The organism is Pseudomonas sp. BW16M2, from assembly GCF_014268865.1.
Lineage (GTDB): Bacteria > Pseudomonadota > Gammaproteobacteria > Pseudomonadales > Pseudomonadaceae > Aquipseudomonas > Aquipseudomonas peradeniyensis.
This window is the reverse complement of record NZ_JABWRI010000003.1, coordinates 166,164-182,232: the sequence shown is the minus strand read 5'-3', so window position 1 is coordinate 182,232 and position 16,069 is coordinate 166,164. Positions and strand designations below refer to the sequence as shown.

14 protein-coding genes are annotated in these 16,069 nt (G+C 65.9%); 4 read left to right on the top strand and 10 right to left on the bottom strand.

Annotated elements, in window-relative coordinates:
- Positions 1 to 136: 136 nt before the first annotated feature.
- Positions 137 to 1,414 carry an aminotransferase class III-fold pyridoxal phosphate-dependent enzyme gene (locus tag HU735_RS05025; protein WP_186712662.1) on the bottom strand — a complete coding sequence of 426 codons (1,278 nt, stop codon included), beginning with the start codon at positions 1,412 to 1,414 and terminating at the stop codon, positions 137 to 139.
- 208 nt (positions 1,415 to 1,622) lie between these two features.
- Here HU735_RS05025 and HU735_RS05020 point away from each other — a divergent pair, with 208 nt between their 5' ends.
- Entirely contained in the window at positions 1,623 to 2,546 is a 924-nt protein-coding gene (locus tag HU735_RS05020; protein ID WP_186712661.1) for a LysR family transcriptional regulator, read from the top strand.
- A 385-nt stretch (positions 2,547 to 2,931) separates the two neighbouring features.
- Here HU735_RS05020 and HU735_RS05015 read toward each other — a convergent pair whose 3' ends face one another.
- From HU735_RS05015 to bioB, 9 genes are all read right to left on the bottom strand, one after another.
- Positions 2,932 to 4,710, bottom strand: coding sequence for an acyl-CoA dehydrogenase C-terminal domain-containing protein (locus tag HU735_RS05015; RefSeq protein WP_186712660.1), 1,779 nt, complete (start codon positions 4,708 to 4,710; stop codon positions 2,932 to 2,934).
- A gap of 135 nt (positions 4,711 to 4,845) precedes the next feature.
- Entirely contained in the window at positions 4,846 to 6,129 is a 1,284-nt protein-coding gene (locus HU735_RS05010; protein WP_186712659.1) for a GGDEF domain-containing protein, read from the bottom strand.
- A 247-nt stretch (positions 6,130 to 6,376) separates the two neighbouring features.
- On the bottom strand, positions 6,377 to 8,182 hold the full coding sequence (locus HU735_RS05005) for a phenylacyl-CoA dehydrogenase (protein ID WP_186712658.1): 1,806 nt from the start codon (positions 8,180 to 8,182) through the stop codon (positions 6,377 to 6,379).
- Positions 8,183 to 8,432: 250 nt separating this feature from the next.
- On the bottom strand, positions 8,433 to 8,729 hold the full coding sequence (locus tag HU735_RS05000; protein WP_050703481.1) for a hypothetical protein: 297 nt from the start codon (positions 8,727 to 8,729) through the stop codon (positions 8,433 to 8,435).
- 109 nt (positions 8,730 to 8,838) lie between these two features.
- Positions 8,839 to 9,519: a dethiobiotin synthase gene (gene bioD, locus HU735_RS04995; protein ID WP_186712657.1), complete on the bottom strand. Its 681-nt coding sequence runs from the start codon at positions 9,517 to 9,519 to the stop codon at positions 8,839 to 8,841.
- A gap of 1 nt (position 9,520) precedes the next feature.
- A complete protein-coding gene (bioC, locus tag HU735_RS04990) occupies positions 9,521 to 10,345 on the bottom strand; it encodes a malonyl-ACP O-methyltransferase BioC (RefSeq protein WP_186712656.1) in 825 nt (274 codons plus the stop codon).
- Entirely contained in the window at positions 10,338 to 11,069 is a 732-nt protein-coding gene (locus HU735_RS04985) for an alpha/beta fold hydrolase (RefSeq protein WP_186712655.1), read from the bottom strand. Before HU735_RS04985 ends, bioC begins: the two co-directional genes overlap by 8 nt.
- Positions 11,062 to 12,234, bottom strand: coding sequence for an 8-amino-7-oxononanoate synthase (gene bioF / locus HU735_RS04980; protein ID WP_186712654.1), 1,173 nt, complete (start codon positions 12,232 to 12,234; stop codon positions 11,062 to 11,064). The genes HU735_RS04985 and bioF overlap by 8 nt, the downstream gene beginning before the upstream one ends.
- A 2-nt stretch (positions 12,235 to 12,236) precedes the next feature.
- Positions 12,237 to 13,295: a biotin synthase BioB gene (gene bioB / locus HU735_RS04975; RefSeq protein ID WP_050703478.1), complete on the bottom strand. Its 1,059-nt coding sequence runs from the start codon at positions 13,293 to 13,295 to the stop codon at positions 12,237 to 12,239.
- 90 nt (positions 13,296 to 13,385) lie between these two features.
- Between bioB and HU735_RS04970 the strand changes: the two genes are divergently transcribed.
- The 3 genes from HU735_RS04970 to HU735_RS04960 all read left to right on the top strand — a co-directional run bounded on the left by HU735_RS04970 (position 13,386) and on the right by HU735_RS04960 (position 16,010).
- Complete coding sequence (locus HU735_RS04970) at positions 13,386 to 14,123, top strand: ComF family protein (protein WP_186712653.1); 738 nt, start codon at positions 13,386 to 13,388, stop codon at positions 14,121 to 14,123.
- Between the two features lie 57 nt (positions 14,124 to 14,180).
- On the top strand, positions 14,181 to 14,945 hold the full coding sequence (locus HU735_RS04965) for a TOBE domain-containing protein (protein WP_186712652.1): 765 nt from the start codon (positions 14,181 to 14,183) through the stop codon (positions 14,943 to 14,945).
- 90 nt (positions 14,946 to 15,035) lie between these two features.
- Entirely contained in the window at positions 15,036 to 16,010 is a 975-nt protein-coding gene (locus HU735_RS04960; RefSeq protein WP_186712651.1) for a serine/threonine protein kinase, read from the top strand.
- The last annotated feature ends 59 nt before the right edge of the window (positions 16,011 to 16,069 follow it).

Sequence of the window (16,069 nt, the reverse complement as noted above, 5' to 3'; positions counted from 1 at the left end):
TATCAACACAGACTAGCCGTGCCTCGCAGAGGTTCCACCAGGCAAAAAAAACGCCCCGGGCCATGTCTTTCAGGCCAGGGGCGATGCGCAGGAACGCCAGACGGTTCGTTGAAATTCTGTTCGCCGGAGCAGCCGGTCAGGCCGGCACTTCGCGGCGGTTGTGCTGTTGGGCATGCAGGCGGGCGAACGCCCGGGCCAGGCGCAGGAGCATCTCGTCGATATTGCCCTTGCTCACCGTCAGCGCCGGCGAGAACCGCACCACGTCGGCCTGCGGCGCATTGAGCAGCAAGCCCTCCTGCAGCGCGGCCTCGACCAGTTGCGCCGCGCTGTCTTCACGCAGTTGCAGCCCCCACAGCAGCCCCTGGCCACGCACCTCGCCCTGGCCGTAGCGACCCGCCAGGCGACTCAGGCCATCGCGCAGGTGCCGGCCACTGTCCAGCACCTGCTCGAAGAAACCCGCCTCCAGCACGGTCTGCAACACGGCCAGCCCGGCGGCGCTCATCAGCGCGTTGCCATGGTGGCTGCCCTCCAGCTCGCCCGGCTCGGCGCAGCAGGCGCGGCCACGGGCCAGCAACGCCGCCAGCGGCACGCCACCGCCCAGGCCCTTGCCGAGGGTGATGATGTCGGCCCGCACGCCGTAGGATTCTTCTGCCAATAAGGCGCCACAGCGTCCTACACCGGTCTGTACTTCATCGAGGATCAGCAGAATCCCCAGCTCACGGCACAGGCGCTCGACACCCTGGAGGTAATCACGGGTGGCCGGGATCACGCCGGCTTCGCCCTGGATCGGCTCGAGCATGATCGCCACGGTGCGCGAGTCGACCGCCGCGTGCAGCGCCGCCAGATCGTTGAACGGCACCTTGCTGAAGCCCGGCAAGCCGGGCTCGCAGCGGTTGCACGGCAGCGGATCGGAAGCCGACAAGGCCCCCAGGGTGCGGCCATGGCAACCCTGGCTGGCGGTGATGATGTGATAGGCGCCGTTGCGGTGCAGCTGGCCCCACTTGCGCGCCAGCTTGATCGCGCCCTCACAGGCTTCGGCACCGCTGTTGAGCAGGTAGGCCTGGTCGCTGCCGGTGCGCTGGCACAATAGCTCGACCAGGCTCAGCAGGCCGCGGCTGTGATAGCCCGCACCGGGGTTGATCAGCGCCTGGGCCTGGTTGCCCAGCGCCTTGACCAGCACGCTCGGGCTGTGGCCCAGGCTGTTGACCGCGCAACCCTGGGTGAAGTCCAGGTAGGCGTGCCCCTCGCTGTCCCACAGCCAGGAACCCTGGCCACGCACGAACACCTGCGGTGCACGCTCGGTGCTGGACATCAGCCGCTCGCGGGAGAGCTGCGCGCCGGCCGGCTCGATCACCGGAGCACGCTTGGGCTCGGCGACGGCTGGCGCCGAGCGGCGCAGGTTGAACAGGTTCATCGGGGCTCCGGCCAATCACGGGTGGGCGGTCAAGGTTCCGGTCTGGCGCCGGAATCGGATATTTTGCCTTGCCTATCAAAAGTGTTTTTCATCCGGGGTAACAATCGCCTTTATGACCGCTGTAACCCGTTGGAATACGGCGATAGACTAGGCTTCCGGCCGATTCCCGGCCATTTCGTTTTTCCAGCTTTTTCGATAAGTATTACTTATGGATTTTCGCCAACTGCGTTACTTCGTCGCGGTCTACGAAGAGGGCCATGTGGGCCGTGCCGCCGAGCGTCTGTCGCTGTCACAGCCGGCCCTGTCGCAGCAGATCCGCCAACTGGAACACAGCCTCGACCTGAGCCTGTTCGAGCGCAGCAACAAGCGCCTGCTGCCCACGCTGGCCGCTCACACGCTGTACAACCATGCCGTGCCCCTGCTCGACGGCCTGCAACGGGCCCACGAGGCCATGGGCAACTTCAAGGGCCAATCGCTGCGCACCCTGGCCATCGGCGTGCTGCAGACCGTGCGGCCGAGCCTGGTGCCGCAGTTGCTGGAGCGGGTGCGCAAGGCCCAGCCGCATCTGGTGGTGCAGATCTATGAACTGTCGGGGTCGGAGATCGAGCGGCGCCTGCTCAATGGTGGCCTGGATATCGGCATCAGCTACCTGCCACCGCGCCAGCCCGGGTTGCACGGCCTGCTGCTGTACGAGGACGAACTGCAGCTGGTGATCCCCAGGACCCACCCGCTGAAAGACTTCAAGAAGGTCTCGATACGCCAGGCGGCGGAGCTGCCGATGCTGATGCTCGGCGAGGAGTTCCAGATCCGCCAGATCTGGAAGGCGCAGCTGGCCAGCCAGGGCCGCAGGCCGCAGGTGCAGGCCGAGATGAACAACATGGCGGGGATCCTCGACAGCCTGGCGCACACGGCGCTGGCAACCATCCTGCCGGGCCGGGCCAAGGATGCCGCGCAGGACGACCAGGAACTGCTATGGAAGCCCCTGAGCGAGCCGCGAGTGCCACTCAAGGTCGGCCTGGTGTTCCGCGATGCCCAGCGCCAGCAGGCGTCGGTGGAGCTGCTGCGGACCTTGCTGGAAGAAGAAGCCGACCCGCGTCAGCTGGGTGTCTCGCCACTGGACGTGCTCGGCTGAAAAATACGCGCACAAAGAAAACCCCGCCTAAGCGGGGTTTTCCAGACTGTTTCCCTTCGACATCCCTATCATCCCGCCATCCTGGCAGGAAATCCTTCGTGTCCCTGTTCTATCTTTTCGCGCTTCCTGCGCTACTTCCGTGTAAGGCGTCCTGCTCTGTCCATTGCGCGTCCTGCGCTACGTCCATGTAAGAAAGAGTAACCGTGGATCCAATCTTAGGAAAGAGGCGAAACGTCACCACGTCGTGTAAGCCAAAGCTTACAAAAGCAGCCCATTCGCAAACACGCCGCCCTGACAAAACAAAAGGCCGCCCCTACAGACGGATTGCATCCCCCTGTAGGAGCGGCCTCGGGCCGCGACGGGCTGCAACGCAGCCCCGCAAAGGTCAGAACTGCGCGGCGTCCAGCAGGTACAGCGACTCGCTCCCCGCCTTCACCGATGCCACCAGCGAGTGAACCCGTGGCAGCAGGCGTGCGAAGTAGAACCGCGCCGTGCCTAGCTTGGCACCGTAGAAGTCGGCATCCCCTTCACCGGCCTTGGCCGCACGCGCCATCAGTGCCCACATGTAGGCGTAGGCGACGTAGCCGAACGCGTGCAGGTACTCGACCGAGGCCGCGCCGATTTCGTTGGGGTTGCCCTTGGCCTGGTCCAGCACCCAGGCGGTCAGCTCGTCGAGCTGCTCAAGGGATGCCGCCAGCGGCTTGGTGAACTCACCCAGCTCGCCGCCGGCGGTGGCGATGAACTGGCGGATCTCGTCGGCGAACAGCGTGTAGTAGGCGCCGCCGCTGGCCACCACCTTGCGACCTACCAGGTCCAGCGCCTGGATACCGTTGGTGCCTTCGTAGATCTGGGTGATGCGCACATCACGCACCAGCTGCTCCTGGCCCCATTCGCGGATGTAGCCATGGCCGCCGAAGACTTGCTGGCCGTGCACGGTGCACTCCAGGCCCAGGTCGGTGAGGAAGGCCTTGGCCACCGGAGTCAGCAGCGCCACCAGCTCCTCGCTGCGCTTGCGGACCGCGACGTCTTCGCTGTACTTGGCGCTGTCGAGCTGCATCGCCACATAGGTGGAGAACGCGCGACCGCCTTCGGTCAGCGCCTTCATGGTCAGCAGCATGCGGCGCACGTCCGGGTGGACGATGATCGGGTCGGCCACCTTGTCCTTGGCCTGCGGGCCGGTCGGTGCACGGCTCTGCAGACGGTCGCGGGCGTACTCCACGGCGTTCTGGTAGGAGCGCTCGGCCGAAGCCAGGCCCTGGATACCGACACCCAGGCGCTCGTAGTTCATCATGGTGAACATCGCCGCCAGGCCCTTGTTCGGCTCACCAACGATGTAGCCGACCGCTTCGTCGAAGTTCATCACGCAGGTGGCCGAGCCCTGGATGCCCATCTTGTGCTCGATCGAGCCGCAAGTGGCCGGGTTGCGTGCGCCGAGGCTGCCATCTTCGTTGACCAGGAACTTGGGCACCAGGAACAGCGAGATGCCTTTCGGACCTGCCGGGGCATCCGGCAACTTGGCCAGCACCAGGTGGATGATGTTCTCGGTGAGATCGTGCTCGCCACCGGTGATGAAGATCTTGGTGCCGCTGACCTTGTAGCTGCCGTCGGCCTGGGGGTCGGCCTTGGTGCGGATGATGCCCAGGTCGGTACCGGCGTGAGGCTCGGTAAGGCACATGGAACCGGCCCAGACACCGGCGTACATGTTCGGCAGGTACTTTTCCTTGAGCGCTTCACTGGCGTGGGCGTTGATCGACAGGCAGGCGCCGGCGGTCAGCATCGGGTACAGGCCGAAGGCCAGGCTCGAAGCGTTGACCATCTCCTCGACCTGGGCCGAGACGACCTTGGGCATGCCCATGCCACCGAAGAGCGGATCGCCACCAACGCCGACCCAGCCCCCTTCGGCGTAAGTCTGGTAGGCCTCGATGAAGCCCGCCGGGGTGCGCACCGAACCGTTGTCCCAGTGGCAACCCTCTTCGTCGGCGGCGCGGCTCAGCGGCGCGATGGTCTTGCCGGTAACCTTGCCGGCCTCCTCCAGCACGGCCATGGCCGTGTCCACATCGACCGCCTCGGCCAGGCCGGGCTGTTGCGACCAGAGCGTGGCCACGTCGAAGACTTCATTGAGGACGAAGCGCATATCGCGCAGGGGCGCTTTATATTCAGCCATGACAACCTCTCGCTATCGGGGTCGGGGCGGCCCGTCGGGGCCGCGGCACTGGGATGACCGCAGTGTAACCGAACAACTTTTACGAGACATAGGGTCATCATGCGACCGAATAGTCTTATATAGTCACATGATAATTCACGCCATGCGCACGGCCCCGCGCCGCGATTGCTGACCGAAGGTCATGACACAGTTGCGCCCCGCGCCCTTGGCGCTGTACAGCGCCTGGTCGGCGGACTTGAGCACTTCGTCAGGATTGCGGTGCTCGACCTGGCGCTCGGCGACGCCGATGCTGATGGTCACCGACACCGTGGTATTGGCCCCTCCGCCACGACGCTGGCGCCCGGTGGAATCATCCTGCGGACGGCTGTTCTGGTCACGTAGCTGGATGGCGTAGTTGGCAATCATCTCGCGCACCGACTCCAGGTGCGGCAGGCACTCTTCGGCAGTCTTGCCGGCGAACACCAGGGCGAACTCCTCGCCGCCGTAACGGTAGGCGCGCCCGCCGCCGGTCACCTTGGACAGGCGGCTGGCGACCAGGCGCAATACCTGGTCACCGACGTCGTGGCCGTGGGTGTCGTTGAATTTCTTGAAGTGGTCGACGTCGGTCATGGCGATCACATAGTTGCGCCCCAGGCGCTGCATGCGCTCGTTCAGGGCGCGCCGCCCGGGCAGGCCGGTCAGCTCGTCGCGGAAGGCCATCTGGTAGGCCTCGTGGGACACCGCGGCGGCGATCATCAGCATCACCTGGCTGCACATGATGTTCAGGGTGAAGGGCAGGATGAAGGTCTTGGGCAACATCCAGAAGATGCCGATCAGGCCGATGATCTGCGCGGCATGCAAGGGCCTTGGCTCACGCAGGTACTGCACCACCAGCAGGATGAACACCGCCAGGAACAGGGGGTAGGCCAGCTGGATCAGGCTCATCCACTGGCCATGCAGCGCGGGCCAGCGGATCTCGGCCAGCCAGCCCAGCAGCGCCTCGGGAAAACTCTGCTCCAGCGCTACCGCCACGCTGCTCACGGCGAACAGCACGGCGAAGCGCGCCAGCAGGTCCTGGGCCAGGTGGGTGCGTTCCTGCCACGCCCCGTACAGGCCGAACAGCGCCGGCAGCAGCAGGCACACCAGGTGGAAGATCACCGCCGCATCCTCGCGGACCCGGCCGTTGTCGCGGTAGAAATCGGTCTGGGTATCGAGCAGGAAATAGGCGATGTACACCGTGACCATCAGGAACAGCTCACGCTGGCGGCGGTACACGGCGCAGTAGGCGCCACCCAGCAGCAGCACCAAGGTGGGTAGAACGTTGAACAGCGATGTGAAGAAGACGCTGAGGTCCCTCACATAGGCTGCCGCAAGCCCTGCCAGCAACAGAATCAGCGAAGGCAGGAAGTGGCTCGCGCGTACAGCGGATAGACGAAACAAGGGTAATCTCCGACCCGGCAGATCAATAATGGCATTGTGCCCCTACTTCATCGGCAGTGCACATGAATAGATGAATACAGATGCCCGCTTTAACGGCAGATCAGGGGCCAAGCTTGAGACTTTCTCGTTACTGGATGCGACATTCCTGATTTCACGCGATCCCTGTAGGAGCGGCAGGCGTGAAAGTCCGGGCGAAAAAAAACCGCCTGCCGGTAAGGGCAGGCGGTTTTTCGTACAACCAACCGGCTTAGATGGACAGACCGAAGTCTTCTTCCTTCATCGCCATCAGGTTGTCGGCGCCGGACAGGATCGCCGCGACGTGGCTGCGGGTACGCGGCAGGATGCGCTGGAAGTAGAAGCGCGCAGTCTGCAGCTTGGCGGTGTAGAACGCCTCTTCGCTGGTGCCGGCTGCCAGTTTCTCGGCGGCCAGGCGGGCGATGTCGGCCCAGAAGTAGGCCAGGCACGCGTAGCCCGAGTACATCAGGTAGTCCACCGAAGCGGCGCCCACTTCCTCGCGGTCTTTCATCGCGGCCATGCCGATCTTCATGGTCAGCTCGCCCCACTCCTTGTTGATCGCCGCCAGTGGCTCGACGAACTCCTTGGTGGCGGCGTTGCCTTCCTGACCCTGGCAGAACTTGTGAACGATCTTGGTGAAGCCCTTGAGCGCCTCGCCTTGGGTCATCAGCACTTTACGGCCGAGCAGATCAAGAGCCTGGATGCCGGTGGTACCTTCGTACAGCATGGAGATACGGCTGTCGCGTACGTTCTGCTCCATGCCCCACTCGGCGATGAAGCCGTGGCCGCCGTAGATCTGCACGCCGTGGTTGGCGGCCTCGAAGCCGACTTCGGTCATGAACGCCTTGGCGATCGGGGTCAGGAAGGCCAGCAGGGCGTCGGCCTTCTTGCGCTCTTCCTCGTCCTGGCTGTACTTGACGATGTCCACCTGCTTGGCGGTGAAGTACACCATCGCGCGGTTGCCTTCGGCAAAGGCCTTCATGGTCAGCAGCATGCGACGCACGTCCGGGTGGACGATGATCGGGTCAGCGGCCTTGTCCGGCGCTTTCGGGCCGGTCAGCGAGCGCATCTGCAGGCGATCACGGGCGTACTTCAGGCCACCCTGGAACGCCACCTCGGCGTGGGCCAGGCCTTGCAGCGCGGTACCCAGGCGAGCGGTGTTCATGAAGGTGAACATGCAGTTCAGACCCTTGTTGGCCGGGCCGATCAGGTAGCCGGTGGCAGCGTCGAAGTTCATCACGCAGGTGGCGTTGCCGTGGATGCCCATCTTGTGCTCGAGGGAGCCGCAGCTCACGCCGTTGCGCTCGCCCGCACCGCCTTCGGCGTTGGGCAGGAACTTCGGCACGATGAACAACGAGATGCCCTTGGTGCCGGCCGGAGCGTCGGGCAGGCGGGCCAGGACGATGTGGACGATGTTGTCGGCCATGTCGTGCTCACCGGCCGAGATGAAGATCTTGGTGCCGGAAACCTTGTAGCTGCCGTCGGCCTGAGGTTCGGCCTTGGTGCGCAGCATGCCCAGGTCGGTGCCGCAGTGCGGCTCGGTCAGGCACATGGTGCCGGTCCACTCGCCGGACACCAGCTTGGTCAGGTAGGTGTGCTGCTGCTCGGGGGTGCCGTGGGCGGAGATGGTGTTCATCGCGCCATGGGACAGGCCCGGGTACATGCCCCACGACCAGTTCGACTCACCGACCATTTCGCTCAGGGCCAGGCCCAGCGACTCGGGCAGGCCCTGGCCGCCGTGGTCGACATCGTGGGCCAGGCTCGGCCAGCCGCCTTCGACGAACTGCTGGTAGGCTTCCTTGAAACCGGTCGGGGTCTTCACGCCCGACTCGCTCCAGGTGCAGCCTTCCAGGTCGCCGACGCGGTTCAGCGGGGCCAGCACCTCTTCACAGAACTTCGCGCCTTCTTCCAGGATCGCGTCGACCATGTCGGGCGTGGCGTCCTGGCAGCCCGGCAGGCTCTGATAGTGCGCCTCATAGCCGAGCAGCTCGTCGCGGACGAAGCGGATATCACGCAAGGGGGCTTTGTAATCAGGCATTGCGATGAACCTCTGTGATGAGTTCGGTGGGGAGACCGCGGATACCGACCAGCTCTTGGCGGCTTTCGGTCAAACAGTTGTTTGAAACTTACGTTTAGGTGGCCTCGCTGTCAAGGTGGACAAACAATGGCATTTATGCCGCCGAATATGACATTTACGCCAAGCACCCTCAAACGCATCGCGGGGCAAGCCCGCTCCCACGAATGGAAGCGGGCTTGCCCCGCGATGTAAGCGAATGTGATGCAGCGGGTCAGACGTAGGTGTCGATGAACCGACCGAGCATTTCATCGGAAGCCTTGGCGACTTTGGCACCGAGTTCGACTTCGTGCTTGCCCAGGGCCAGTTGCACGGTGCTGGTGGCCAGGTCCAGTTGCTGGCTGCGGTCAACACCGCGCAGGCGCTCGGCCTGGTATTCGGTGGACTGCCCGCTGGTGCCACGCTCGACAGCGCCGCTGGCGATCTGCTGGGCGGCCTGGTCGACACGGTTCTGGCCGTTCTGGATGGCACCCAGGCCCGCGTAGAAGGCGGAGCTCGCATTGATTTCCATGTCAGGACTCCATGACGCTGGATGAGGAACAGGCCTTATTAAAGCAGCACAGCAGGAAAAAGGCCCGTTTAAATCCCTAATAGCCTAGTGCCAGCTAATAGGCAAAGGCCTAATCCAGCAGGTCCAGTTGCAAATGCGCAGCCACCGCCTCCGCGCCAGCCTGCTTCAACCAGGGCACCCGCCCCAGGCAGGGCGCGGGCAGGCGCTCGGCCAGGCTGGACAGGTTTTCTTCCAGACGCGATGTCCGCGGATCGACGATGTTCGCCACCCATCCCGCCAGTTGCAGGCCGTCCCGGGCGATAGCCTCGGCACTGAGCAGGGCGTGGTTGATGCACCCCAGGCGCACCCCCACCACCAGGATCACCGGCAGCTTCAAGGCGATGGCCAAGTCCGACAGGTTGGCATGGTCGGACAGCGGCACGCGCCAGCCACCGGCGCCTTCGATCAAGGTGAAGTCGGCGTGCTGCGCCAGCACCTGCTGCATGGCATCGCGCAGCGCCGGCACGCTCAGCGCCACCCCGGCCTCGCGGGCCGCCACATGCGGGGCGATGGCCGGCTCGAAGGCGAAGGGATTGACCGCTTCATAGGACAGCTTGACCGAGCTTTCGTCGATCAGCGCCAAGGCATCGCTGTTGCGCAACCCCTTGGCCGTCACCACGCACCCGGACGCCACCGGCTTGGCCGCCAGGGTGCTCAACCCCAGTTGCCGCGCCGCATGCAGCAAACCCGCGGCGATGGTGGTCTTGCCGACATCGGTGTCGGTGCCGGCAATGAAATAGGCCTGGCTCATGTCACTGCTCCCCGTCCAACGGCTTGCGCAGGACGCCGTAGACCACCTGGTATGTGGCTGGCAGGCCTTGCGCCTGGCGGTACTGTTCGTAGGCCTGCAACAGGCCATGCATCCGCGCCCGCCCGGTGAGCCCCGACGGACGCCCCGGGTTGAGGTTGTGCGCACCCAGCGCCTTGAGTTCATGGGTCAGGCTGCGCACATCGGGATAATGCAACACGTGGGGGCGCCGCTCCAGGTCGATCAGCTCCAGCCCGCTGTCACCGCACAGGCGCTGGTAATCCTCGAAACGCCGGAAGCGATTGACGTGGACCATGCCATCCACGGCCTGCCAGCTGGCGCGCAATTCATCCAGGGTGCCGACGCACAGGCTGCTGAAGGCCAGCACACCGCCGGGGCGCAGCACCCGCCGCGCCTCGCCCAGTACGCTGGCGAACTGGCCACACCACTGCACCGCCAGGCTGCTGAACAACAGGTCGACGCAACCATCACGCAACGGCAGGCGCTCGGCGTCACCCGCCACATGGTGCCGGGCGCCACCCTGATCGCGGGCATGGCGCAACATGCCTTCGGCGATATCCACTGCCACACCACTCGATTGCGCGAAACGCTCGGTCAGCACCCGGCTGAAGTGGCCGGTACCGCTGCCCATGTCCAGCCAGCGCGCAGGCACAAGGTCGCTGGGCAGCTTTTCCAGCAGCGCCATGCCTACCGCGCGCTGCAAGGCCGCGACGCTGTCGTAGCTGGCCGCGGCGCGGGAAAACGAAGCCGCCACCTGGCGCTTGTCCGGCAAGGTGCCGGGCAGGGTGGGCTGGGAAAGGTCAGTCATCGCCACTCTCATGCAGGAAACTCTTGATGCCCGCCGCCAGCTCCTGGGGATATTCCAGCAGGAAGGCGTGGGAACTGTCTTCGACCAGGCCGACTTCCACGTCGGGCAGCAGGTCGCTCAGGGCCTTGGCTGCTTCCACCGGCACCAGCGCGTCACTGCCGGCGAACAGGTGCAGCTGCGGGCCGCCGTATTGCTCCAGGGCGGTGCGGGTATCGAGTCTGGCCAGTACTTCCAGTCCGGTGGCCAGGTACAGCGGATCGGTGTCGGGCACGCCCACCCCCAGCTGCCGCAGCAAGGTGCGCGGTTGCTGCGCGCCCTCGCTGCACAGGGTGCGGAAGCGCTTGAGGGTGACATGGGTGTGGCTGCGGCAGCCGTCGAGGAAGGTGCCGAAGGTGTCGGCGGGCATGCCGTGCGGCCAGTCCGGCCGGGCCACGAAGCTGGGGTTGCTGGCCAGGGTGAGCAAGCCGCAGCAGTGGTCGCCGCGCTTGTGCGCCAGGGCGCTGGCGAGCATGCCGCCGAGCGACCAGCCGCCCAGCCACACGTCGGTCGGCAGCTTGCGGTCCAGATGGTCGACCCAGGCCTGGACATCGCTGTGGGCCAGTTCCGGCAGCGGCATCAACTCGACCTGCAGGCGTGGATCCTGGGCGCGCAGGCTGGCGGCCAGCGGCTCCAGTGAAGCGGTGCCCAGGCCCCAGCCGGGCAGGAGGATCAGTCGGTTACGCATCGGCGGACTCCAGCTGTGGATAACACTCGGCCAATGCATTCAACAATAGCTGCACCTGCGCCTCACTGTGGGCGGCGCTCAGGGTCACCCGCAGGCGGGCGCTGCCGGCGGGCACGGTGGGTGGGCGAATCGCCGTGACCAGCAACCCGCGCTCGCGCAGCAGGCGGGACAATGCCAGCGCCCGCCCCGCATCGCCGATCAGGATCGGCTGGATCGCGGTGTGGCTGTCCATCAGGGTCAGGCCGATCTGCTCGGCGCCCGTGCGGAACTGCCGGATCAGCGCGGCCAGGTGCTCGCGCCGCCAGTGTTCGCGGCGCAGCAAGTCCAGGGCCTTGAGCGTGGCGCAGGCCAGCGCCGGTGGCTGGCTGGTGGTGTAGATGTAGGGCCGGGCGAACTGCACCAGCGCCTCGATCAGCTCCTCGCTGCCGGCGACGAAGGCGCCGGAGGTACCGCAGGCCTTGCCCAGTGTGCCGATCAGCACCGGCACGTCCTCGACACCCAGGCCGCAATGCTCCACCAGGCCACCGCCGTTGGCGCCCAAGGTTCCCAGGCCATGAGCGTCATCGACCATCAGCCAGGCACCGCGTGCGCGGGCCTCCTTGGCCAGGGCCGGCAGGTCGGCGCAGTCGCCGTCCATGCTGAACACGCCGTCGGTGACCACCAGGGTGTTGCCGCTGGCCTTGTCCAGACGGCTGGCCAGGCTGGCCGGATCGTTGTGCAGGTAGCGGCTGAAGCGAGCACCGCTGAGCAGCCCGCCGTCGAGCAGGGAGGCGTGGTTGAGGCGGTCCTGCAGCACCGTGTCGCCCTGCCCGACCAGCGCGGTGATCACGCCGAGGTTGGCCATGTAACCGGTGGAGAACAGCAGCGCGCGCGGGCGCCCCGTCAGCTCGGCCAGTGCCTCTTCCACCTCATGGTGCGGGGTGCTGTGGCCAATCACCAGGTGCGAGGCCCCGCCGCCGACACCCCAGCGCTCGGCGCCGTCGCGCCAGGCCTTGATCACCTCGGGGTGATTGGCCAGGCCCAGGTAGTCGTTGCTGCAGAAGGCCAGCAAATGCTGGCCATCGACCACCACCTGCGGCCCCTGCGGGCTTTCAAGCAGCGGTCGCTGGCGATACAGGTCGGCGGCACGCCGTTCGGCCAGCCGCGCGGCGAGATCGAAGGCCATGCTCAGGCCGAGGCTGCGTCGTAGAACAACTCGCTGCTGCGCTGCTCGACCAGCGCCTGCTCGATGGCGGCCTGGTGCACTTCGTCGGCGTGCTCCTCACGGGCTTCCGGCTGGATACCGAGGCGGGCGAACAGCTGCATGTCCTTGTCGGCCTGCGGGTTGCCGGTGGTCAGCAGTTTCTCGCCGTAGAAGATCGAGTTGGCGCCGGCCATGAACGCCAGGGCCTGCATCTGCTCGTTCATCTGCTCGCGACCGGCCGACAGGCGCACATGGGACTTGGGCATGAGGATCCGGGCCACGGCCAGCATGCGGATGAAATCGAACGGATCGACGTCCTCTTCATCGGCCAGCGGCGTGCCGGCGACCTTGACCAGCATGTTGATCGGCACCGACTCCGGGTGCTCGGGCAGGTTGGCCAGCTGGATCAGCAGGCCTGCGCGGTCGTCCAGCGACTCGCCCATGCCGAGGATGCCGCCGGAGCAGATCTTCATGCCGGCATCGCGCACGTAGGCCAGGGTCTGCAGGCGCTCGCTGTAGGTGCGGGTGGTGATGATGCTGCCGTAGAACTCCGGCGAGGTGTCGAGGTTGTGGTTGTAGTAGTCCAGGCCAGCCTGGGCCAGGGCCTGGGTCTGCTCCTGGTCGAGCTTGCCGAGGGTCATGCAGGTTTCCAGGCCCATGGCCTTGACCCCTTTGACCATCTCCAGCACGTAGGGCATGTCCTTGGCCGACGGGTGCTTCCACGCCGCGCCCATGCAGAAGCGGGTAGAGCCGATGGCCTTGGCCCGGGCGGCCTCCTCCAGCACCTTCTGCACTTCCATCAGTTTCTGTTTTTCCAGCCCGGTGTTGTAGTGGCCAGACTGCGGACAATATTTGCAATCTTCCGGACAGGCGCCGGTCTTGATCGACAGCAGCGTGGAAACCTGCACGCGATTGGGGTCGAAGTGCGCGCGGTGCATGGTCTGGGCCTGGAACAACAGGTCGTTGAACGGCTGCTGGAACAGGGCCTTGACCTCGGCCAGGGACCAGTCGTGACGTGTGGTTGCAATTGCGCTGGCGCTCATCGGCGTTTCCTTATCTATGGTCTGACTGACGCCGGGACAGGAAAACCCACCAGCGCATCACGGATAGCTCGCATAGTTACGGAAGGCCTCATGCACTGTCAACCAATCAAGAACATGCTGGTTTACATCTGTACAAATAACGATCAGAGCTGTTTGCTCTGCGACGAGCCTGCCGAGCAGCCCTATCCGTTGTGCAGCGCCTGCGAACAGGCACTGCCATGGCTGGACGAGCAGTGCCGCCGTTGCGCGCTGCCCCTGGCCATGGACGGCCTTCTCTGCGGTGGTTGCAGCCGCCGAGCCCCGGCATTCAGCCGAGTGATCGCGCCCTGGCATTACGGGTTTCCCATCGACACCCTGGTCAGCCGTTTCAAGCACAACAGCCAGTGGCCGCTGGGGCGATTATTGGCGCAGTTGCTCGGCCACAGCCTGATGCACCACTACGACGAAGGCCTGCCACGCCCCGACCGCCTGTTGCCCGTGCCGCTGGCCAGGCGTCGACTGCGCCAGCGCGGCTTCAACCAGGCGGCGATGCTCGCCCGCTGGCTCGCCAGGCAACTGCGCCTGCCCTGTGACGAGCGCCTGCTCCAGCGTGTGCGCGATACCCCGGCGCAGCAGGCCCTCGGCGCCCGGGCCCGGCAACGCAACCTGCGCCAGGCCTTCGCCCTTGCCCCCGGCAGCGAGCTCGACGGCCTGCACCTGGCACTGGTCGATGACGTGCTGACCACCGGGGCGACCGCCCAGGCCATCGCCCGGTTGCTGCGCCAGGCCGGCGCCCGGCGGGTCGACATCTACTGCCTGGCGCGCACGCCCAGGCCGGGCCAGGCTTGACTTGCCCCGGTGACGGCGGCAACGTCGCGGGACCTACACCACACCCGATGCCCGCCCATGTCCCTGCCTGCCTTGCTCACCCAGCACATCGTCCGCCGTCCACAGCGCATCGCCCTGTTGCAGCATGTCGCCGAACAGGGCTCGATCACCCGCGCCGCCAAGGCCGCGGGCATCAGCTACAAAGCCGCCTGGGACGCCATCGACGAACTCAACAACCTGGCGGCGCAGCCCCTGGTTGAACGCAGCACCGGCGGCCGCGGCGGCGGTGGCGCTAGGCTGTCCGCCGAAGGCGAGCGGGTGCTGCGCCTGTACCAGCGCCTGCAGGCACTGCAGGCGGAAATTCTCGAATCCGCCGAGGACAGCAGCGACCTCGACCTGCTCGGCCGCCTGATGCTGCGCACCAGTGCGCGCAACCAGTTGCAGGGACGGATCAGCGGGCTGCGCCGCGAAGGCCGGCATGATCGCATCAGCCTGGACCTGGGCGGCGGGCTGGAGATCGAAGCCCTGATCACCCGGGGCAGTACCGAGCGCCTGGAGCTGGCGCTGGGGGGGACGGTGGTGGCGCTGCTCAAGGCCGGCTGGGTACGGTTGCTGGACGCGGATGAGACGCCGGAGCCTGGGAGCAACTGCCTGAAGGCCAAGGTCGAGGAAGTGCTGATCGAAGAGGGTGGGCCGGGCGAAGTGCGCCTGGCGCTGGGCAATGGCCAGACCTTGTGCGCCATCGCCGAGGCGGCCTGGCTGGAGCTGCAGCAGGTCCAGCCGGGGAGTGCCCTGCGGGTGCAGTTTCATCCGTCGTTCGTATTGCTGGGAGTGCCGGTCTAGTCTGGCCGAGAAGCCTGCTCCAGCAAAGGCCGGCTTGGCCCAGGGTTTGGGGTAACATGCAGGCCGCAGTCCCAGCGACCGGAGCCTTTCATGTCCCACCCCTTCGACACCCTCACCCCCGACCTCGTGCTGGACGCCGTGGAAAGCCTCGGCTTTCTCAGCGACGCCCGGGTGCTGGCGCTCAACAGCTACGAGAACCGCGTCTACCAGGTGGGCATCGAGGACGCCCAGCCGCTGATCGCCAAGTTCTATCGCCCTGGGCGCTGGAGCGACGCGGCGATCCTCGAGGAACATGCCTTCACCCGCGAGCTGGCCGAGTGCGAAGTGCCCGTGGTGGCGCCACTGCTGCACGAAGATCGCTCCCTGTTCGAGCACCAGGGTTTTCGCTTCACCCTGTTCCCCCGCCGGGGCGGCCATGCCCCGGAGCCGGGCAACCTCGACCAGCTCTATCGCCTCGGGCAACTGCTCGGGCGCCTGCACGCGGTAGGCGCAAGCAAACCCTTCGAGCACCGCGAAGCCCTGGCTGTGGACAACTTTGGCCATGCCTCGCTCAAGACCCTGCTCGACGGCGACTTCGTGCCCCGCGAGCTGCTGCCGGCCTATGAATCGGTAGCCCGCGACCTGCTCAAGCGGGTCGAGGATATCTACGCCCGCACCTCGTACCAGACGATCCGCCTGCATGGCGACCTGCACCCCGGCAACCTGATGCACCGCGACGACATCTACCACGTGGTCGACCTCGACGACTGCCGCATGGGCCCGGCGGTCCAGGACCTGTGGATGATGCTCGCCGGCAGCCGCGAAGAGCGGCTCGGCCAACTGGCCGAACTGATCGACGGCTACAACGAGTTCCACGACTTCGACCCGCGTGAGCTGGCCCTGATCGAGCCGCTGCGCGCCCTGCGCCAGTTGCACTACAGCGCCTGGCTGGCACGGCGCTGGGACGATCCGGCGTTCCCGCCGAGCTTCCCCTGGTTCGGCCAGCCGCGCTACTGGGGCGACCAGATCCTCGCCCTGCGCGAGCAGATCGCCGCGCTCGATGAACAACCGTTGAAATTGTTCTAGGTCAACGCCGCGCTCTGTCTACAATAGGCGTCGCTTTATTTAGCTACCTAAGCAAGGAT

Coding starts and splice junctions, on each gene's coding strand:
- HU735_RS05025 (WP_186712662.1), bottom strand. CDS start 1,414: ATGAACCTGTTCAACCTGCGCCGCTCGGCGCCAGCCGTCGCCGAGCCC.
- HU735_RS05020 (WP_186712661.1), top strand. CDS start 1,623: ATGGATTTTCGCCAACTGCGTTACTTCGTCGCGGTCTACGAAGAGGGC.
- HU735_RS05015 (WP_186712660.1), bottom strand. CDS start 4,710: ATGGCTGAATATAAAGCGCCCCTGCGCGATATGCGCTTCGTCCTCAAT.
- HU735_RS05005 (WP_186712658.1), bottom strand. CDS start 8,182: ATGCCTGATTACAAAGCCCCCTTGCGTGATATCCGCTTCGTCCGCGAC.
- HU735_RS05000 (WP_050703481.1), bottom strand. CDS start 8,729: ATGGAAATCAATGCGAGCTCCGCCTTCTACGCGGGCCTGGGTGCCATC.
- bioD (WP_186712657.1), bottom strand. CDS start 9,519: ATGAGCCAGGCCTATTTCATTGCCGGCACCGACACCGATGTCGGCAAG.
- bioC (WP_186712656.1), bottom strand. CDS start 10,345: ATGACTGACCTTTCCCAGCCCACCCTGCCCGGCACCTTGCCGGACAAG.
- HU735_RS04985 (WP_186712655.1), bottom strand. CDS start 11,069: ATGCGTAACCGACTGATCCTCCTGCCCGGCTGGGGCCTGGGCACCGCT.
- bioF (WP_186712654.1), bottom strand. CDS start 12,234: ATGGCCTTCGATCTCGCCGCGCGGCTGGCCGAACGGCGTGCCGCCGAC.
- bioB (WP_050703478.1), bottom strand. CDS start 13,295: ATGAGCGCCAGCGCAATTGCAACCACACGTCACGACTGGTCCCTGGCC.
- HU735_RS04970 (WP_186712653.1), top strand. CDS start 13,386: ATGCACTGTCAACCAATCAAGAACATGCTGGTTTACATCTGTACAAAT.
- HU735_RS04965 (WP_186712652.1), top strand. CDS start 14,181: ATGTCCCTGCCTGCCTTGCTCACCCAGCACATCGTCCGCCGTCCACAG.
- HU735_RS04960 (WP_186712651.1), top strand. CDS start 15,036: ATGTCCCACCCCTTCGACACCCTCACCCCCGACCTCGTGCTGGACGCC.